This window comes from Thioalkalivibrio sp. ALMg9 (assembly GCF_000380625.1).
Classification (GTDB): domain Bacteria; phylum Pseudomonadota; class Gammaproteobacteria; order Ectothiorhodospirales; family Ectothiorhodospiraceae; genus Thioalkalivibrio; species Thioalkalivibrio versutus.
This window is the reverse complement of sequence record NZ_AQYC01000008.1, coordinates 322,016-340,758: the sequence shown is the minus strand read 5'-3', so window position 1 is coordinate 340,758 and position 18,743 is coordinate 322,016. Positions and strand designations below refer to the sequence as shown.

Below are 18,743 nucleotides of genomic sequence, written 5' to 3'. Positions count from 1 at the left end.
CGGGAACCCCCCGGTGGTGTCGTCTCGAGTCGCCGCCGCACTGATCAGGCTGGCTGCGTCTCCGCAAGCTCGAGCAGACGTTGCTCGAGGGTATCCAGCCGAAGCAAGTGAGTCGTCACGCCCGAGGCCTTCACCCGCCAGGACCATGGAGTGGCGTCGACGTCCTCCAGCGCGTAGATATTCTGCGCGGTGATCTGCACCGGATGTGGCGTACCGCGCACCTCCAGGGCATAAAACGGCAGGTGATCCGGCTGCATCACCGCCTGCATCACCAGAAGGCGGGTGAACCGCCGGCGATCCTCGCCGCTATCGCGGCCCGGATCCAGCAACTGGTTCACGTTGATCACCGGCACCTGCACGTCCTGCCAGACCAGGCTGGGCTGCAGCCACGGGACATCCGGATGCTCGGATTCCTGCTGGACGGCCCCGGCGCGGGTGGTCACCTCGAGAAAGGCGCTGCGCGGGAGCAGGATGGAGCCGCTATCCAGCTGAACGATCACCGCCTCGACGGCCTGACCCTGTGCTTCCTCGCTCATGCCGGTATCCCTTCGAGTTGCTCGCGGATCGCGTTCAGCAGGTCATTCTCCAGATACGGTTTCCCGAGATAACCGTTGACCCCGAGACGGTTGGCGCGCTCGCGGTGCTTGGTCCCGCTACGCGAGGTGATCATGATGATGGGCACCCCCCCGAAGTCCGGATGATCGCGCACGTGGGCGGCGAACTCGAAGCCGTCCATGCGCGGCATCTCCACGTCCAGCAGGATCAGCTGCGGGCGTCGCTCGTCGAGCAGGCCCACCGCATCGAGACCATCACGGGCCGTGACCACGTCGTAGCCGTGGCGCGTCAGCAGGCGCGCGGTGACCTTGCGAATGGTAATCGAGTCATCCACCACCATGATCCGTTTCGCGCTCGCCGTCTCGACAACAGCCTGCGGCGTCTCCGCCAGGGACGCCGTCGCGGAGGCAAACCTGACCAACATGCTCAGATCAAGAATCAGCATGACCGAACCATCGCCCTGGAGGGTGGCACCGGCCACACCCGGGATACGACTGAGGACCGGGCCCACCGATTTCACCACAACCTCCTGACTACCCAGCAGGCCGTCAATGCGCAACGCGATACGCTGATCATCGGCGCGCACGAGCAACAACGGGAACGGATGATCCGGCAAGTGTTCGACGCCCGCCTGACTCTCCACACCCATCAAGTCACCGAGCCCGCGCACTGCGTAGTCCTGACCGATGTAGTTGTAGATTGCCTCGTCGTCCCGGCGATCGATCTCCTCGGCACGCGCGCGAACCACGCCCTCCACCGAGGCCATCGGGACGGCAAAGGTTTCTTCGCCCACCTGCACCAGCAAAGCCTGCGAAATCGCCAGGGTGAACGGCAGGCGCATGGTGAAACGCGAGCCCTTGCCTGGCGTCGACTGGATCTCCAGCGTGCCGCCCAACTGTTTCACGTCGCTGTTCACCACGTCCAGGCCAACGCCGCGCCCCGCCACCTGCGAGACCTCGGCGGCAGTGGAGAAACCGGACTGCAGGATGAGCTGCAGGGCCTGGGCATCCGTGACCTCGGCATCCGCCGCGATGAGCCCGCGCTCCGCCGCGCGCGCCCGGATCGCCTCGGCATCGATGCCCCGACCGTCATCCGTGACCTGCAACCGGATCTCGCTGCCGGACTGCTCCAGACTGACATCGATCTGGCCCTGCGCCGGCTTGTGTGCATGTTCCCGTTCGGCAGCGTCTTCGATGCCGTGCGCAATGGCATTGCGCAGCAGGTGCTCCAACGGCGACACCAGGCGCTCCAGCAGGGCACGGTCCAGCTCGGCCCCCTGGCCGGTGAACTCGACGCGGACCTGTTTGCCCAGGTCCTCGCCCGCCTGGCGTACCACCCGCCGTAGCCGCGGCGCCATACGCGCGAAACGCACCATGCGCTGACGCATCAACTGGTCCTGCAGATCGGTCCCCACGCGCCGCTGCTGCAGAAGGATGCCCCCGGCATTCTGCAACTCGTCACCGACTTCCTGCTTCAGGGCCTCGAGGTCACTGACACTCTCGGCGAGCGCGCGGGACAGCTGCTGGATGCCGGAATAGCGGTCCATTTCCAGCGGATCGAAGTCGAGGGCGTCCTCGCCACTCTCCTCCTCCACCCGGAACAGGATCTGGGTCTCGGTTTCGATCTCGAGCTTGCGCAGCTGGTCGCGCAGACGGGCGATGGTGCGCTCCAGTTCGTCGACCTGGCTCTCGACCCGCCCAACCGTCTGTTCGAAGCGGCGATGGAAGGTCGCCAGCTCGCCGGCATTGTTCACCAGGCTGTCGAGGACCTCGGCATCCATGCGCACCTGATCCTGGATCCGCCGGCCCTCGGTCTCCGGCGTCTCGTGGCTGCGCCGGTCCGTCTCCGCCCGGGCCTCCTCGACCTCCAGATCCTTCCCGGAGGTGGCTTCGGCTTCGGAGTCGTCGCTCTCAAACGTGTCCGTCTCGGGCTCCGCTTCGGTCGATTCGGCGTCCGCTTCACCCCCGGCCCAGGCGCGCAGTGCGGGCAGCGATTCGCTGGCCGATTCGTCCATCTGCCAGGCCCCGACCCCGCGCTCGACCAGGCGCTGTACGTCGCTCAAGGCCCGCTCGGTAAGCTGGAAGAAGCCGTCGCGCGGCTCCAGACCGGTCTCGGTCTCCACGCTCAACGCACTTTCCAGGGCGTGCGCAATGGCTCCGACCACGGTGAAACCGGCCATGCGGGCGCTGCCCTTCAGGGTGTGAACTTCGCGCTGGAAGGCATTCTGATCGGGCCCCGGGCGCCCCCCAGTCTCGCGCCAGCCATTCAGGGCCGTGAACGCAGACTCGAGGATATCGCGCGCCTCCTCGATGAAGACCTCGGCAAACTCCCAGTCGATCTCCGGTTCCGGTTCCGACTCTGCGGCCGACTCGGCGACATCGAGGTCGTCGAAGTCGGTCGACTCTTCCTCGCTGGCATCATCTTCAGTCCGCAGCAGCTGTTCCGCGGTCGCATTATCCAGCAGGGCATAGACCTCGGGGGCCCAGGGCGGCGGGTCCAGGACCTTGAGCGGGTCCGGTGCCTCGTCGCCGACTGCATCGGCCACATACGTCTCCAGCTGCCGCAGCAACTCGATGGCCTGCGGCGGCAGTGCCCATTCCATGTCGCGATGGATCCGGACCAGCCGTTCGAACGGTCCGCACACCGAATAAATGCCACGGATATCGGCCGTCCGGGCGCTGCCGTTCAGGGTATGCAGCGCCCGCTCGAGGTCATGGTTCGGAACCCGGTCCGGGCGCCACTGGGACTCGTCCAGCCAGCCACGCAGCGCGAGCAGATGGACCTGCGCCTCGGCGGCAAACACCTGCCACAGCTGGGGATCCGTGTCCATGCGAGCGGCCATGGGCTCGGACGGAAGTTCCGGCTCTTCAGCCTCGGCCTCTCCGTCTACAGGACCTTCGAGGGCACCCTCCTCGACGGCGCCGGAATCCTCCCCGACATCGGCCGCAACATCCGGGGCCATCGTGTCGCCCTCGGTCAGCGCCTCTTCGGTCACCTCGAAGGCATCGGCGGGAAGCTCCAGGGCGTCGAGATCCAGCGGTTCAGCAGACCGCTCAGCCGCCGACGGCTCTTCCGTCTCCCACGGCGAATCCAGGGTTCCGCCGTGCTCGGACTCGGCGGATTCCGTTTTGTCGGTCGCCGCTGCAAGGGCATCCGGCGGCAGATCGGGCACAAAGGCGCCCGGCTCCTGCAGGAGCTCGTCGGCCGCCGCGTCTTGGTCGGGGGCCGCCGTCTCGGCGCCTGCGAGCGAATCCGGTGCGTCCAGTTCGTCGAGGGTACGCGCCAGGGCCTCGAACTCCGCGTCCGCACCCGGCGGCGCAGCGCGCACAGCCGGCTCGTCATCCTCCGCCTCGGCCTCGGGTTCCGGCTCGCCGCCGGCCAGAGCCCGCAGGCGCAGGGCAATGTCCAGAACCGGCGTAACCGGCCCGGTATCGTCACGCACCTCCGCCACCAGTCCGGGCAGGACGCCGATGCCATCCTCAATCACCTGCAACGTGGCGTGGTCCGCCTCCTGGCCGGAATCCAGCTGGCGGTTGAGGAACGACTCCACGGCCCAGGCGAACTCGCCCAGGCGCAAGGCGCCGGCCAACCGGCCCGACCCTTTCAGTGTGTGGAAGGAACGACGAATAACCGAGAGGCTGTCGAGATCGGCCGGGTTGGCCTGCCAGCGCGGGAAATGTTCACCCAGGCTGGCTACCTCCTCGTCCGCCTCCTCGAGGAAGATCTCCAGGATTTCCAGGTCGACCTCCGGACCGCGGACCTGCTCCGCCAGCACGGTGTCGTCGAAAGGCAATGAATCGCGACCGGCCGCGGGCAGCGGGCTCGCCGGTTGCACGACAGGCGTGGCATCGGCATCGGCATCGGCATCGGCGGCGAGCGTGTCCAATGGCTCTTCGCCAGGTTCGTCGTTGGGTGTGAGATCGAAAACCGGAGGTTCGGCGAGGCCGGCGGGGTCCAATTCAGCCCCGGTGTCTGCCGCCGGCGCATCCGGGACCGAAGCCAGATGAACGGCGGCGACGTCGCCGCCGGAGATCGCACCAATGCGCTGCAGGGCCGAAATCCCCCGCTCGTGGACACTGTCCAGTTCACGCCAGGGCTGTCCAGAAGACTCCAGGGCGACCTCGATACTGCTGAGGACCTCGGCAAGGGCGTCGATCTCGCCTTCGTCGAGTTCGGCCGCTGCCATGCCGGCACGGGAATCGAGATGACGGATCAGCGGGCCCAGCAGGGCGTGCAGGGCCTCGAAGCCGGACATCGACATCGCGCCCTCGATCCGGCGCAGGCCCTCGCGGGCCTCGTCGAGTCCATCGCCAGAGGCGTCCGCGCCGGCATCAAGGAATCCGAGGAAGATGTCGCGGACCCGGCGCACATCCACCAGGGCCTCCTTGTAGACGGCCGCCGCCAGCGCGCGATCGAATTCGGCCTGGGGCGTGGGGCTGGCGCTCTTGCGGCGCAGACCCGATTCCAGCAGAGATTCCAGCGCCAGCAGGTGCTCCGCCAGCACCATGTCGACCTGTTCATCCGCCGCGCCCGCGCGCTCGGGAGTGAGCGATGCCATCAGGGCGTCGGTGTGGTCCTGCCCGGCATCCAGCCCGAGAAGACTGAGCGTCGAGCCAATACGCTCGACCTGCCCGCGCAGGCTCTCGAGGTCGTCGACACCCCGCACCTGTGACCGCATCAAGACATCCAGCCGCTCGCGGACCTCGGCAAGGTCGTCTTCCAAGGCCTGGCGCAGGTTGTCGTAGACCGAACGGCCCACCCCGGTACCGCCTTCCACGAGGCTCAACCGGTCGAGCCCGAATACCTCGCGCACGGCGCGGGTCTGTTCGCCCTCGGAGGTCGCACAGGCAACGTGGAACAGCAGGGTCTTGATCAGGTCGGGCGATGCCTCGTAGTCCGGTTCCGATCCGGCATTACCGGCCTCCACATGGGCCGACAAGGCGTTCAGATAGCGTCCGAGTTCGCGATCGACCCGCCCGACCAGTCGGCGCACGTCGGTATCGGCTTCGACACCGCCCTCGGCGACCGCCTCGAGCATCGCACCGGCGACCCAGAACAAGCGCCGGGCCTCGCCCGCCGGAACGGCCTCCTCCACAACGCGGGCGGTCGCCTGCATTCGGGCGGCCGGTTCGGTCGCATCTTCGCCGCGCACCAATTCCAGCAGATCGCGCTGAAAGCGCCGACGCGCCTGTTGCAGCAGCGGGACGCGAGATGTCGGGTCGAGCACATCGCCACCCGAGCCCACACGCTCATCGTCCACTGTCTGCGGGTCCGGCATCAATGCCGCGACATCCAGCAGCAACGAAGCGCCGCGACTATTGCGCAGCTCATTCAGCAGAGGGACGAGGATCATGGGCGACGGCAATTCGCCATCGCCTTCGTTCTCGAGGTAGTCGGGCAGTTGCAGGGCGGCCCGTAGCAGCGGCTCGGTGGCGGCCACATTCGGCTCGTCAGCGCGTTCGATCTGACCCAGGACCTGCAACATCTCGTCGCAGATCAGGACCACGCTGTCGACCTGGACCATGACCAGGGTGTTGCGGATCTGTTCGACACGACTGCGCGCCTCGGCCAGACAATCGCGACAGCCCGGATCGTCGGAGTACCGTCGCAACGCGTCCTGGACCTCGACAAACAGCTTGTCGAGCTCGTCGCGGACCCAGTTCAGTGCGCTGGATGCCATCGGCCGCGTCCGCCGTCAGGCTCGTTGTTCGTCGGAAGAGGTCGGATCGGAGTCGGAAGTCCGCTCCTCCTCGATCACAGCATCGACACGCTCGGTGGTGCCGCCCGGCTCCGGCAGCTTGAAGTCCGATACCGAGGACTGCAGCTGGGCCGAGAGCTGGGCCAGGTCGCCAATCGCCGCCGCGGTGGACTGGGTCCCCTGCGTGGTCTCGGAGGTGATCTCGCGGATCTGGGCCATGATGGAGGTCACATCCTGCGCCATCTCGGACTGCTTGCGCGCCGACGAGGAGATCCCGTCGATCAGATCCGCCAGATCGCTGGAGACCTGCTCGATCTCGGACAGGGCCTCACCCGCGGCCTGGGCCAGCTCGGCCCCCTGGACCACGTTGGCGGTACTCTGCTCCATGGAACTCACGGCCTCGCTGGTATCCGCCTGGATAGCCTTGACCAGCCCCTCCACCTGACGGGTCGCGCTGGAGGAGCGCTCCGCAAGGCGCTGGACCTCGTCGGCCACCACCGCGAAGCCACGCCCGGCCTCGCCCGCGGCGGAGGCCTGGATCGCGGCATTCAGCGCGAGCACGTTGGTTTGTTCCGCGATGTCGTTGATCAGGCCGATGATGTCGCCAATCTCCTGCGACGATTCACCCAGGCGCTTGATCCGTTTCGCCGTCTCCTGGATTTGTTCGCGGATATTGTCCATGCCCTCGATGGAACGGCGCACGGTGCCCGCCCCGCGGGATGCAATCTCCACCGAGTTACGTGCCACGGAGGCCGACTGTTCGGCATCCTGGGCGACCTTGTCGACCGAGCCCGACACCTCCTCGATCGCGTCGTCCGCGCGCTGGATCTCGCGGGCCTGCTCTTCCGACTTCTCGGCCAGCCCCAGCACCTGGGACCGCGTGGAAGCCGAGGATTCGCTGATATCGGCCGCCACCGTGTTGATGGTCGCGACCAGGGTGCGCAGGTTCTCGATCGCGTAGTTCATCGAGTCCGCGATGGCCCCCGTGAAGTCCTCGGTCACCGTCGCGTTGACCGTGAGGTCGCCATCCGCAAGGTTCATCATTTCATCGAGCAGGCGCAGGATTGCCTGTTGGTTGCGTTCGTTCTGCGCCTCGGTCTCCGCCAGCTCGCGCTTGGTATCGCGGTAGAGGAACAGACCCATCGCGATCAGCAGCAGCAGCGCGAGGCCACCGAAGCCGAACCCGATGAACGCGATCACGCCCGCGCGTTCGGCCTCAACGGTGATGGCGTTTTCGAAGTCCCCGGTGGTCTCCAGCATCGCACCACTGCTGGCCTCGACATTGGAGGCCGCCGCATTGACCTCGAACACCTGGGTGGAGGTATCCAGAACGCCTTCCACCGCCTCGCTAAAGGCGACGAACAGCGTGGCGATCTCCATCAGCAAGGCACGCGCTTGCGGGTCATCGACCGGTTCGACCCCCAGCGGGGCGAACCCCTCGATCAGGCCGTCCAGCACGCGGCCGTACAACGTTGCATCACGCTCGAAGCGCTCGATCGCGGGGGCCGCCTCGGCGCCCCCCTGGAGCACGCGACCCAGGCTGTTGGCGATACGCTGAATCAGCATGGTCTGGCGCGCCGCCACATAGACCTGCTCCGGCGGCTCGCCGATCCGGGTCATGCGCCGCACCACATCGTCGGACAGGCGCGAGAGCTCCGGCGAAAACGCGGCCACCGCATCGGAAAATTCCGTGATCAACTGGATATCCGAACGCCCGAGGATGACGGTGTTGATGTTGTCCCGGTACGCCGACCATTCGCGATCCACCGCGGCGATATCCTCTTGCAAGGGTTCCGGAAGTGGCTGCAGACCGTCACCCCCCTGGCGGATTCGGTCCAGGCGGGCCTCGAAGTCATCGCGCAGGGACTGCAGATCGCGGAATCCCTGCTCGGAGCCGGCTGCCGCCTCCAGCGAGCTGGTGGCGAGACGCTGCGATAACAGACGCAAGTCATTGGCCAGCGCGATCCGGTCACGGTACTGACTCTGCTCGTACTCGTGGTAGGTAAAGGCCCCGCCTGTCGCGATCAGGGCCAGCACCAGCAAGCCCCCGAGGACGAAGTTACGTGCGCGACGACTCGATCCCATCAGTTCATACTCCCTGTCGCAGCACCGCAAACCCCGTCATCAGACGGTAGCTGCGGACTGTTCGCTATTGGATGCACCGGCCAAACCCGTGCCGGTAAAGCGATTGTTGTCATTGAGTAGCAGGTCCAGATCCAGCACCGGGTGCAACCGGTGCCCCAGATCGAACCCGCCGGTAATGAACGGGCGGACGGCCTCGGGTACCGAGACCTCCAGGCGCCGCTGGGAGGGGATGCAGCGGCGCATCCCCTCGACCTGGCTGACCAGAAGCCCGGCCATGCCCTGGCCCTGAGGCGCCACCACGATGCGCTGCCCGGTCGCGTCGTCCGGCAATGGCCGGTCCAGCAGCAGCCTGCCCATGTCGAAGACCGGCAGCACCAGCCCCCGCAGATTGCCCACACCGAGCACGGCGGAATCCGCCAGCGGCACGCGGGTCAGCGCCATCGGGTCGGCGACCTCCGCGATCGAGTCCATATCGACCAGGAAGCGGAAATCGCCAACCCGCAACAGGACGCCGCGCCAGCCGGTGCCGATGTCCCGCCGCAATTCGCGATTGACGCGGCGCCCTTCACGATCAAGGCTCGCAATCAGCGCAAACGGCGAGGACAGGTCGGTCTTCATGCCGACAGATATTTCCCGATGGTGGCCAGCAGGTCCTTCTCGACCACTGGCTTGGTGATGTAGTCGCGAGCCCCCTGACGCATCGCCCAGACCCGGTCGGTGGCCTGATCCTTGGTGCTGACCACAACCACCGGGACATGCGCGGTTTCATCCGCCTGGGAAAGCTGGCGCGTGGCCTGGAAGCCATTCAGGCCCGGCATCACCACATCCATCAGGACCAGATCCGGCACCTGCGACTTGGCGGCGGCGACCCCATCCTCGCCGCTCTCGGCGGTGGTCACCGAGTGCCCGTTTTTCTCGAGCATGGTGCGCAGCACATGGATTTCGGTCGGCGAATCGTCAACGATCAGAATGCGGGCCATGGGGTTCGTCTTTCCTTGGTTAGTGTGCAGTGGCGACGCTGTGGATCACGCCGCAGGACTGGCGTATCGGCGCATGGCGCCCAGGAGGTCATCCCGGGTAAACGGCTTGGTGAGGTAGTCCTCCGACCCCACAACGCGCCCCTTCGCCTTGTCGAACACGCTGTCCTTGCTCGACAGCATGATGATCGGCGTGGCACGGAATTCCCTGTTGTTCTTGATCAGTGCGCAGGTCTGGTAGCCATCCAGGCGCGGCATCATGACGTCGATGAAGATAATGTCCGGGCGCGACTGCGCGACCTTGGACAGCGCCTCGAAGCCGTCCACGGCGGTGATGACTTCGGCCCCGTGCTTCTGCAGCAAGGATTCGGCGGTACGCCGAATGGTCTTGCTGTCATCGATCACCATGACCTTGAGCCCCTGAAACTCGGTGGCCGAGTCCGCTTCGGCAAGCGCGTTAGACACCTTTTCCCCCTGAGGTCATTTCGCCCCGAATCTAGCGGAACCGGGGCTCTGTGACAAACAGCACACAATGATATTGCATACCGGGGGCCGCAACGCGCGCGGCGCTGATCCAGCTTGCGGGGTCACCGACGGCCCCGGCGGGCATGGCATACTCCCCCGGAACATCCCGTTCGTGCGAGGCAACGTGGCCCAGAACATCGCCATCCTGATGGACCCGATCGCGGGTATCAAACCATGGAAGGACACCACTTTCGCCATGATGCTGGCGGCACAGGCCCGCGGCCATCGCCTCCACTACCTGGAGCCGGCCGACCTGTGGATCGAGGCGGGCCGGGCGGCGGCCCGGAGCCGCCCGATCGAGGTGCACGACCGGCGCGAGGACTTCTTCACCCTGGGCGAGCCCGTGACGGGTCCGGCGGCGCGCTTCGACCTGTTATTGATGCGCAAGGACCCGCCGTTCGATCTGGAGTACATCTACGCGACCTACGCCCTCGAGCTCGCCGAGCGCGACGGCGTACGGGTATCGAACCGCCCGCAGGCCCTGCGCGACGTCAACGAGAAGGCCTTTACCGTCCACTTCCCCCAGTGCTGCCCGCCCACCTTGATTACCCGTGACCGGGGCCGGATCCGCGCCTTCCTCGAGGCGCAGGGAGACATCGTGGTCAAGCCACTGGACGGCATGGGCGGGGCCTCGATATTCCGTGTCCGCGAGGGCGACCCGAACACCTCGGTGATCCTCGAGACCATCACCGAGTTCGACCAGCGCAGCGTGGTCGCGCAGCGCTTCCTGCCGGAGTTCACCGCTGGGGACAAGCGCATCATCCTGATCGGTGGCGAGCCCTACGACCACGCCCTGGCCCGCATCCCGGCCGCGGGCGAAAGCCGCGCCAACCTGGCCGCCGGCGGCCGGGGCGAGGCCGTGCCCCTGACCGAACGCGATCGCTGGATCTGCCGCGAAATCGCCCCGGAGCTGAAGGCCCGCGGGCTGGACTTCGTCGGCATCGACGTGATCGGGGATTCCCTGACCGAGATCAACGTCACCAGTCCCACCGGTGTCCGCGAACTGGACGCGGCAGGCGGAGACGACCTGGCCGGCCAGTACATCGACTACCTCACTCGCCCGATCGAAGGATGAGCGGCATGCGCTCCGTATTGATTCGAACCCTGCCCCTGCTGCTCGCGGCCGCGCTCCTGGCCGCCTGCGGCCGCGAGGAACCGGATACCGAACAGCTTGGCTTCTACGCCTTCGGCACGCTGGTGGATCTCAGCCTTTACCCGGCCGGCGAATATGACGTGGAGGCGATCGGAACCGCGGTTCAGGAGGAACTGGAAATCCTGCATACCTCCTGGCATGCATGGGAACCCGGGTCACTCGGGCGCACCAACGAGCTACTCGCCCTGCAGGGCGAGTTCAGCGCCCCGCCGTCGGTGCTGCCGCTAATCGAGCACGGCCGCGAGATGGAGGCGTTGAGCGACGGCCTGTTCAACCCCGCACTGGGCAAGCTGGTCGCCGCCTGGGGCTTCCATCAGGACGAACCCGACGGCCCACCCCCGGACGAGGCCACCCTGGCCGAGCTGCTGGACGACCCGCCCCGCATGCAGGACATCGAACGCAACGGCGTACGCCTGCGCGGGACGCATCCGGACCTGCAGCTCGACTTCGGCGGGCTGGCCAAGGGCCTGGCGGTGGAGCGCGTACTGGAGCTGCTGGCGGAACGCGGTGTCGAGGCCGCGATCTTCAACGCCGGCGGCGACCTGATGACCTTGGGACGACCGGGCGAACGGCCCTGGCGGGTGGGCATCCGTCATCCGCATGGCGGCGTGCTTGGCAGCATCGAACTGGACGCCGGCGAGGCCCTGTTCACCTCCGGCGACTACGAGCGCGGCTACGAGTGGGAAGGCGCGCGCATCCACCACGTCATCGACCCGCGCAACGGCCGCCCGAGCCAGGGAATCGACAGCGCCACAGTGCTCCACCACGACCCGGCGCTGGCCGATGCCGCCGCCACCACGCTAATGATCGCCGGGCCCGACGCCTGGCCGGAGTACGCCCGCAAGATGGGTATCGAGCAGGCCCTGGTGGTTCTGGGCGACCGCATCGAGGCCACGCCCGCGCTCGCCGAGCGCGTGCGACCCGGCCCCGACCGGGAACCGTTCGTGGTACGCGAACTGCCGTGAACCACAGGCTGCTGCGCTGGGGCGATACCCTGATCGGGGCTCTGGCTGCGGGGGTCGTAGTCGCGGCCTTCGTTTTCGCCTACAGCCCTTCGGGAGAGGCCCGGGTACTGGTCATCAGCCAGGCCGGGGCCACCCCACAGCACGAGCCGCTGGACCGAGCCCGGGCCCTCGAGATCCACGGTCCGGCCGGGATCACCCACATCGAGATCGAACCGGGCCGGGCCCGCTGCGCCGACTCCCCCGGGCGCCAGAACATCTGCGAGGCCAGCGGCTGGCTGCAGGCCCACGGCGAGGTCGCCGTCAGCCTGCCCAATCGACTGACCCTGCAAGTCCTCGGCACGGAACCGGGCTTCGACAGCATGCATTACTGATGTGGCCACGATGACCGGCGATCCGCATGCCGGGACCGACACCCGCGACCGCGCGATCGCTGCGCTGGCCGCCATTGCCATCGGGATCCAGATCCTCGAGGCCGCCATCCCCAGCCCGGTCCCGGGCATCAAGCCGGGGTTGGCCAACATCGTCACCCTGATCACCCTGCTGGTCCTCGGCTGGCGCGCGGCCGTCGCGGTCACCCTGATCCGGGTGGTCGGCAGCAGCCTGCTGCTGGGGACCCTGCTGAGCCCGGCGTTCTGGTTGTCGCTGGCCGGCGCCCTGGCGAGCCTCGTCCTGCTGGCCGCCCTGCGCCCCTTCGCCCCCCGGCATATCGGCCCGGTGGGCCTGGCCATCGCTGCCGCGATGGCTCACATCACCGGGCAGTTTCTGCTCGCCTGGGCAATCATCATCCCGCACCCCAACCTGCCGCTGGTGTTACCGCCCCTGTTGCTCGCCGCTCTGATCACCGGCGGCCTGACCGGTATACTGACCGCCCACGTACTCGCCGACCCGCGAATCCAGCGCCATGCCCACAACCCCACACCCAATGATTAGCACCAGCCCGGCCCGCCCCACGGGCCCCGGGACCGTGTGCGTCCGCCGTGGGCCGGAGGGGACGTGACGGCGAATACCGCTTCGAACGCCCTCGCCGGACGGCCAGCCGGCACGCCCCCGCCGGAGGCGCCCCGCGTACAGGACCACCTGGGGACCATGATCTTCCTCGCGGTGGTCGCGCACGCGCTGATCATCCTGGGGATCGGCTTCGCGGTCGATCCGATCGAGGCACCCACCCGCGAGCCCCTGGACATCACCTGGGTCACCGACCCCGATGCCCCGCCGCCAGAACTGGACGACGAGGTCGAGCACATCGCCACCCGCGACCAGGCCGCGAGCGGTGAAGGCGAGGGGGTCCGCGAGGCGCAGGCCCCGGATGCGGAGGATGCCGGCGTCGGCGAGCCCGCGCCGGAGGGCCTCGACGCACCCTTGCCGGAGGCCGGCCCGCTGATCATGGACCCGGCGCTCCCGGAGCCCGAGCCGGAACCGGAACAAATCGCCGCCGACACTCCGGACGAGCGCGCCACGCCCCCCGAGGTCGCCGACCCCGAGCCGCTGGAGTCCCTCGATGCCGAGGACCGACCCTCCGCCGCGACACTGATGAATCGCGGCCTGGAGAGCGCGCGGGCGGCACCGGCGGAAGAGCGCCAGACATTCTCCACCCGCGCCAGCCGCACCCGCTATCTGGACAGCCTGGCCGCGCGCAGCGCCCCCGAAGCCGCCTATCTGCAGGCCTGGATCAACAAGGTGGAACGCCTGGGCAACGTGAACTATCCGGACGAGGCGCGGCGCCGCGGTCTCTCCGGGACCCTGGTCCTGTCGGTCCGCCTGAACCCGGAGGGCGAACTGATCAACATCGAGGTCGCCCGCAGCTCGGGCGAGCCGGTCCTGGACCAGGCCGCCATCCTCATCGTGGAACTGGCGGCCCCGTACGCGCCGTTCACCGAGGCGATGCGCGAGGAATACGACGAACTGGTGATCACCCGCACCTGGGCCTTCCGCCGCGACCAGATGGAACAGATCCGCTAGGGAGACACGAATTAACGGCGGCGCACACGGGATCGGGAAAACCGGCCCGGCCTTCCTTGCGGCCTGCAGAGTCAGCATCGATACTGGTGACATGAAGCCGACGCCCGCCCGTCACGAGCCGGACTGCCTGCGCGATCACTTCCTGATCGCGATGCCGAGCCTGAACGATGGCTATTTCAGCCATGCGGTCACCTATATCTGCGATCACGACGAACAAGGTGCGCTGGGCCTAGTCATCAATCAGCCCACCGAGTTCTCCCTGCGCGAGCTGCTGGAGCACGTGGAACTGGAACCCGGCGAGGATCTGCCGGACATGCCGGTCTTCCGCGGCGGTCCGGTGCAACCGGAACACGGTTTTGTGCTGCACTCCGCCGAGCAGACCTGGCGTGGCAGTCAGCCCATTACCGACTCCATCGTGCTGACCACCTCGCGCGACATCCTCGAGGCGATCAACGCGGGCCAGGGGCCCCGCAGGATCCTGATCGCGCTCGGCCACGCCGGCTGGGGCCCCGGCCAGCTGGAAAGCGAACTGGCCGAGAACGCCTGGCTCACCGCCCGCGCCGACGCCGACATCCTGTTTGATCGCCCTAGCGCCGAGCGCTGGCGTGCCGCCGCCGAACTCATCGGCATCGACGTCAACCTGATCAGCCCGGCCTCCGGCCACGCCTGACGGTGGGACTGCTGGCCTTCGACTACGGGCGGCGCCGCATCGGGGTCGCGGTGGGCGAGGAGATCATGGGCTCGGCCCGCGGCCTGCGCACGCTCACCAGCGATGCCCCCGATCTGTGGCCCGCGATTGACACCCTGGTCGCGGAATGGGGCCCGGAAGGGTTCGTGGTCGGATGGCCAACCCAAGCCGATGGCAAGCCCACGCCGCTGGCCCGACGTATCCGCGCCTTTGCCCGCACGCTCGAAGAGCGCTACGGGCAACCGGTATACTGGTGCGACGAGCACCTGACATCTCATCTGGCCCGCGAGCGACGCCGGCCGGGACGCCATGACCCGGGGCTGGACGCCCACGCCGCCGCGGTCATCCTCGAAGGCTGGTTTCTGGAGAATGCATCATGACGACACCGGACGTCCCGACCCTGCTCGACGACATGGCCGAGCAGGCCCGCCACTACCTGAAGACCCACGGGATCGCCGCACCCATCGTGGTCGGCATCCATTCCGGCGGGGTCTGGATCGCGGAGCACCTGCGCGAACGCCTGGGGGTAGAGCGCCCACTGGGCAAGCTGGACATCAGCTTCTACCGCGACGACTTCTCGCGCATCGGCATGCACCCGCAGGTGCGCCCGTCGGAACTGCCGGAAGATCTCGACGGGGAACACGTGCTACTGGTGGATGACGTCCTGTACTCCGGCCGCACCATCCGCGCGGCGCTGAACGAGCTGTTCGACTATGGCCGCCCGGCCTCGGTGACCCTCGCGGTGCTGGTCGAGCGCGACGGGCGCGAACTGCCGATCGCGGCGGCGATCGTTGGCGCCCACATGGAGCTCGGCAAGACCGAACAGATCAAGCTGCGCGGCCCCGAGCCACTGCGCCTGGAACGGGTGACGATCGATCCCGAGGACCTCAAGGCCTGACCCGCCGGATGCACAACGGATGACCGAGACCCAGATCGCCCACCCCGGCGCGCGGCTGCCCGAACCGGGCCCGCTGCCCAACCGCCTGCAGCTGACCGATGACGGCCAGCTGCGCCACATGCTGACCATCGAAGGGCTGAACCGGGAGCTCCTGACCGAGATCCTGGACACCGCCGAATCGTTCGCCAACATGAACGAGAAGGCGGTGAAGAAGGTCCCGCTGCTGCGCGGCAAGACCATCGTCAACCTGTTCTTCGAGGCCAGCACCCGCACCCGTACCACCTTCGAGCTGGCCGCCAAGCGCCTGTCCGCCGACGTGTTGAACGTGAACATCAACACCTCTTCGGCGGTGAAGGGCGAAAGCCTGCTGGACACCCTGCGCAACATCGAGGCGATGAATGTCGACATGTTCGTCGTGCGCCACGAGGAGAGCGGGGCCGCCCATTTCATCGCTCGCCACGTAGCCCCGGGGATCAGCGTGCTGAACGCTGGCGACGGCCGCCACGCGCACCCAACCCAGGCGCTCCTGGACATGTTCACCATCCGTCGCCACAAGGGCGACTTCACCAAGCTGAAGGTGGCCATCGTCGGCGACATCCTGCATTCGCGGGTTGCGCGCTCGCAGATCCACGCGCTGAACATCCTGCAGACCGGCGAGGTCCGCGTGGTCGCCCCCTGCTCGCTGCTGCCGGCGGATGTCGACCAGCTGGGCGTACACGTCTACAACGACCTCGACGCCGGCCTGAAAGACGTCGACGTGATCATCATGCTGCGCCTGCAGCGCGAGCGCATGGAACACGCCCACCTGCCCTCCGAACACGAGTACTACCAGCTGTTCGGCCTGACCTCGCGGCGGCTGCAACTGGCGCACCCGACCTGCCTGGTCATGCACCCCGGCCCCGCCAACCGCGGGGTGGAGATCGAATCCGCCGTGGCCGACGGACCGCACTCGGTGATCCTCGAACAGGTGACCTACGGGATCTCGGTGCGCATGGCGGTGATGTCCATGGTCATGGGGGCTCATCAGGCATGAGCGTGCTGATCGAGAACGCCCGCATCCTCGACCCGGTGGACGGCTTCGACGCGGTCGGCGCGCTATGCGTGCAGGGCAGCGAGATCCTCGCCCGCGGCCAGATCCCGGACGGCTTCGAGCCGCGCCGGCGCATCGACGGCAGCGGGCTGTGGCTGATCCCCGGCCTGATCGACTTGGCGGCACGCCTGCGCGAACCGGGCCAGGAGCACAAGGCCACCGTCGCCAGCGAGACCCTGGCCGCGGCCCGGGGCGGCATCACCAGCGTGGTCGTCCCGCCGGATACCGAGCCACCGATCGACTCGCCCGCCGAGATCGAGCTGATCAATCGCCGCGCCCGCCAGGCCTGCGGCGTGCGCGTGTACGTGCTCGGCGCGCTGACCCATCAGCTGGAGGGCCAGCAGCTGGCCGCGATGGCCGCCCTGATGCAGGCCGGCGCGCGCGGAGTCAGCAACGCAAGCAAACCGCTGGCCAGCCTGCTGGTACTGCGCCGGGCTCTGGAATACGCCACCACCTTCGGGCTGACCATCGTGCTCTCGGCGCAGGACCCGGCCCTCACCGGCTCCGGTTGCATGCACGAGGGCGCGGTCTCCACCCGGCTGGGGCTGGCCGGCATCCCCGAGGCCGCCGAGACCGCGGCGCTGGGCGCCATCCTGGCGCTGGTCGAGCAGACCGGGGCGCGGGTCCACGTGGCCCGGTTATCAACCCGCCGCGGCGCGGAGATGATCGCCAAGGCGCGTGCCGACGGTCTGCCGGTGAGCGCAGACGTGGCCGCCCACCAGCTGTTCCTGACCGAGGTCGACGTCGCGGAATACGACCCGAACTGCCACGTGATCCCGCCACTGCGTGGCCAGCGCGACCGCGACGGCCTGCGCGCGGCCGTCGCGCGCGGCGACATCAGCGCGATCTGCTCCGACCACCAGCCACATGAACCGGACAGCAAGCTGGGCCCATTCGCCAGTACCGAGCCCGGCATCTCGGCGCTGGAGACCCTGCTGCCGCTGACGCTGCGCCTGGTCGAGGACGGACTGCTGAGCCTGCACGACGCACTGGCCCGGGTCACCACCGGGCCGGCGGATATCCTCGGCTTTGCCCAGGGACGCCTGACCGCCGGCGCGCGCGCGGACTTCGTGCTGTGGGACCCGGCCGCGATGCACGAGGTCCGCCGCAAAGACTGGCTGAGCGCAGGCCACAATACGCCCTTCTTCAACTGGACCTTCGCGGGACAGGTCCGCGAGACCTGGATCGCCGGGCGCCCGGTCTGGACCCGCCCCGTCGAGGACACCGCATGAGTACGACCCAAACTGCCAACCGGAACCACCGGGGCACGATCTTCCAGGAGGAAGGCCGCATCCTGGACCACCATGACGCCGGTGCGGACCAGTGGATCCTCCGTGTCCTTGCGCCCGAGTGCGCCCGTGCGGCACAGCCCGGGCAGTTTGCCCATCTGCAATGCGCCCCGCGCCTGCTGATGCGCCGCCCGCTGTCGATCCAGCGCGTGGACCGCGAGGCCGGCTGGGTGGAGTTCCTCTACAAGGTGGTCGGTGACGGCACGCGCGCCCTGTCGCAGCAGGCTAAGGGCGATACCCTCAGCGTGCTGGGCCCGATTGGCCAGCCGTTTCGCCTGAATCCGGAACGTCCGAGGCGCCTGCTGCTGGGGGGCGGGGTCGGCATCCCGCCGATGATCTTCCTCGCCCACCGCCTGCATCTTCAGGGCGAGGCGGGAAAGACCCATGCGGTGCTGGGCTCCGAGGCGCCGTTTCCCTTTCATGCCCGCCCGTCGGAGATCCTCTGGTCGGGCCTGCCGGACGGGGCAATCGCGACCCTGCCGCTGCTGGAAGACTGGGGGGTCGCCTGCCGCCTGACCTCCAAGGCCGGGCTGCCGGGCGCCTATGACGGTTTCGTCACGGACCTAGGGCGCGCCTGGCTCGCCGGACTCGCACCGGAGGAGCGCGCCCAAGTGGAAATCTTCGCCTGCGGCCCCCATCCGATGCTCGCCGCCTGTGCCGAACTGGCCGCGGAGTTCGATCTCCCCTGCCAGGTTTCGCTGGAGGAGTTCATGGCCTGCGCGGTAGGCGGCTGTGCCGGCTGCACGGTACCGGTGCGCACTCCGAATGGGGTGGCGATGAAACGGGTCTGCGTGGACGGTCCGGTGTTCGCGGCCGCCGATGTATTCCCGGAGCCGGAACGGACCTAAGCGAACCATTCGC

General features: G+C 67.9%; 17 protein-coding genes. 11 read left to right on the top strand and 6 right to left on the bottom strand.

The window, feature by feature from the left end; all coding sequences use genetic code 11:
- Positions 1-44: 44 nt before the first annotated feature.
- The 6 genes from F792_RS0106870 to pilG are packed head-to-tail and all read right to left on the bottom strand — an operon-like array spanning position 45 to position 9,780.
- The gene (locus tag F792_RS0106870) at positions 45-536 is read right to left on the bottom strand and encodes a hypothetical protein (RefSeq protein ID WP_018168944.1); all 492 of its coding nucleotides are present in this window, start codon (positions 534-536) and stop codon (positions 45-47) included.
- Positions 533-6,235: an Hpt domain-containing protein gene (locus F792_RS0106865; protein ID WP_018168943.1), complete on the bottom strand. Its 5,703-nt coding sequence runs from the start codon at positions 6,233-6,235 to the stop codon at positions 533-535. The genes F792_RS0106870 and F792_RS0106865 overlap by 4 nt, the downstream gene beginning before the upstream one ends.
- A 15-nt stretch (positions 6,236-6,250) precedes the next feature.
- Entirely contained in the window at positions 6,251-8,338 is a 2,088-nt protein-coding gene (locus tag F792_RS0106860) for a methyl-accepting chemotaxis protein (RefSeq protein WP_018175662.1), read from the bottom strand.
- Between the two features lie 39 nt (positions 8,339-8,377).
- Positions 8,378-8,956 carry a chemotaxis protein CheW gene (locus tag F792_RS0106855; protein WP_018145130.1) on the bottom strand — a complete coding sequence of 193 codons (579 nt, stop codon included), beginning with the start codon at positions 8,954-8,956 and terminating at the stop codon, positions 8,378-8,380.
- On the bottom strand, positions 8,953-9,318 hold the full coding sequence (locus tag F792_RS0106850; protein ID WP_018145129.1) for a PleD family two-component system response regulator: 366 nt from the start codon (positions 9,316-9,318) through the stop codon (positions 8,953-8,955). Before F792_RS0106850 ends, F792_RS0106855 begins: the two co-directional genes overlap by 4 nt.
- Positions 9,319-9,363: 45 nt before the next feature.
- Positions 9,364-9,780 (bottom strand): twitching motility response regulator PilG, encoded by a 417-nt coding sequence (pilG, locus tag F792_RS0106845; RefSeq protein WP_018175663.1) that lies wholly within the window; start codon positions 9,778-9,780, stop codon positions 9,364-9,366.
- Between the two features lie 172 nt (positions 9,781-9,952).
- On the opposite strand from pilG, the gene gshB reads away from it, so the two are divergent.
- The 11 genes from gshB to F792_RS0106790 all read left to right on the top strand — a co-directional run bounded on the left by gshB (position 9,953) and on the right by F792_RS0106790 (position 18,730).
- On the top strand, positions 9,953-10,915 hold the full coding sequence (gshB, locus tag F792_RS0106840; RefSeq protein WP_018168940.1) for a glutathione synthase: 963 nt from the start codon (positions 9,953-9,955) through the stop codon (positions 10,913-10,915).
- A 5-nt stretch (positions 10,916-10,920) separates the two neighbouring features.
- Positions 10,921-11,958, top strand: a complete 1,038-nt coding sequence (locus F792_RS0106835) for an FAD:protein FMN transferase (RefSeq protein WP_018168939.1) — start codon at positions 10,921-10,923, stop codon at positions 11,956-11,958.
- Positions 11,955-12,329: a NusG domain II-containing protein gene (locus F792_RS0106830; RefSeq protein ID WP_018168938.1), complete on the top strand. Its 375-nt coding sequence runs from the start codon at positions 11,955-11,957 to the stop codon at positions 12,327-12,329. Before F792_RS0106835 ends, F792_RS0106830 begins: the two co-directional genes overlap by 4 nt.
- A 10-nt stretch (positions 12,330-12,339) precedes the next feature.
- Positions 12,340-12,888 (top strand): Gx transporter family protein, encoded by a 549-nt coding sequence (locus F792_RS0106825; RefSeq protein ID WP_026305919.1) that lies wholly within the window; start codon positions 12,340-12,342, stop codon positions 12,886-12,888.
- 156 nt (positions 12,889-13,044) lie between these two features.
- Positions 13,045-13,917: an energy transducer TonB gene (locus tag F792_RS0106820; protein ID WP_018168936.1), complete on the top strand. Its 873-nt coding sequence runs from the start codon at positions 13,045-13,047 to the stop codon at positions 13,915-13,917.
- Positions 13,918-14,008: 91 nt separating this feature from the next.
- Positions 14,009-14,587 carry a YqgE/AlgH family protein gene (locus tag F792_RS0106815; RefSeq protein ID WP_018168935.1) on the top strand — a complete coding sequence of 193 codons (579 nt, stop codon included), beginning with the start codon at positions 14,009-14,011 and terminating at the stop codon, positions 14,585-14,587.
- 2 nt (positions 14,588-14,589) lie between these two features.
- Positions 14,590-14,985 (top strand): Holliday junction resolvase RuvX, encoded by a 396-nt coding sequence (ruvX, locus tag F792_RS0106810; RefSeq protein ID WP_018168934.1) that lies wholly within the window; start codon positions 14,590-14,592, stop codon positions 14,983-14,985.
- On the top strand, positions 14,982-15,503 hold the full coding sequence (pyrR, locus tag F792_RS0106805; protein ID WP_018145120.1) for a bifunctional pyr operon transcriptional regulator/uracil phosphoribosyltransferase PyrR: 522 nt from the start codon (positions 14,982-14,984) through the stop codon (positions 15,501-15,503). Before ruvX ends, pyrR begins: the two co-directional genes overlap by 4 nt.
- A gap of 19 nt (positions 15,504-15,522) precedes the next feature.
- The gene (locus F792_RS0106800) at positions 15,523-16,536 is read left to right on the top strand and encodes an aspartate carbamoyltransferase catalytic subunit (RefSeq protein ID WP_018145119.1); all 1,014 of its coding nucleotides are present in this window, start codon (positions 15,523-15,525) and stop codon (positions 16,534-16,536) included.
- Positions 16,533-17,825: a dihydroorotase gene (locus F792_RS0106795; protein WP_018168933.1), complete on the top strand. Its 1,293-nt coding sequence runs from the start codon at positions 16,533-16,535 to the stop codon at positions 17,823-17,825. Before F792_RS0106800 ends, F792_RS0106795 begins: the two co-directional genes overlap by 4 nt.
- Positions 17,822-18,730 carry a dihydroorotate dehydrogenase electron transfer subunit gene (locus F792_RS0106790; RefSeq protein ID WP_018168932.1) on the top strand — a complete coding sequence of 303 codons (909 nt, stop codon included), beginning with the start codon at positions 17,822-17,824 and terminating at the stop codon, positions 18,728-18,730. The genes F792_RS0106795 and F792_RS0106790 overlap by 4 nt, the downstream gene beginning before the upstream one ends.
- The last annotated feature ends 13 nt before the right edge of the window (positions 18,731-18,743 follow it).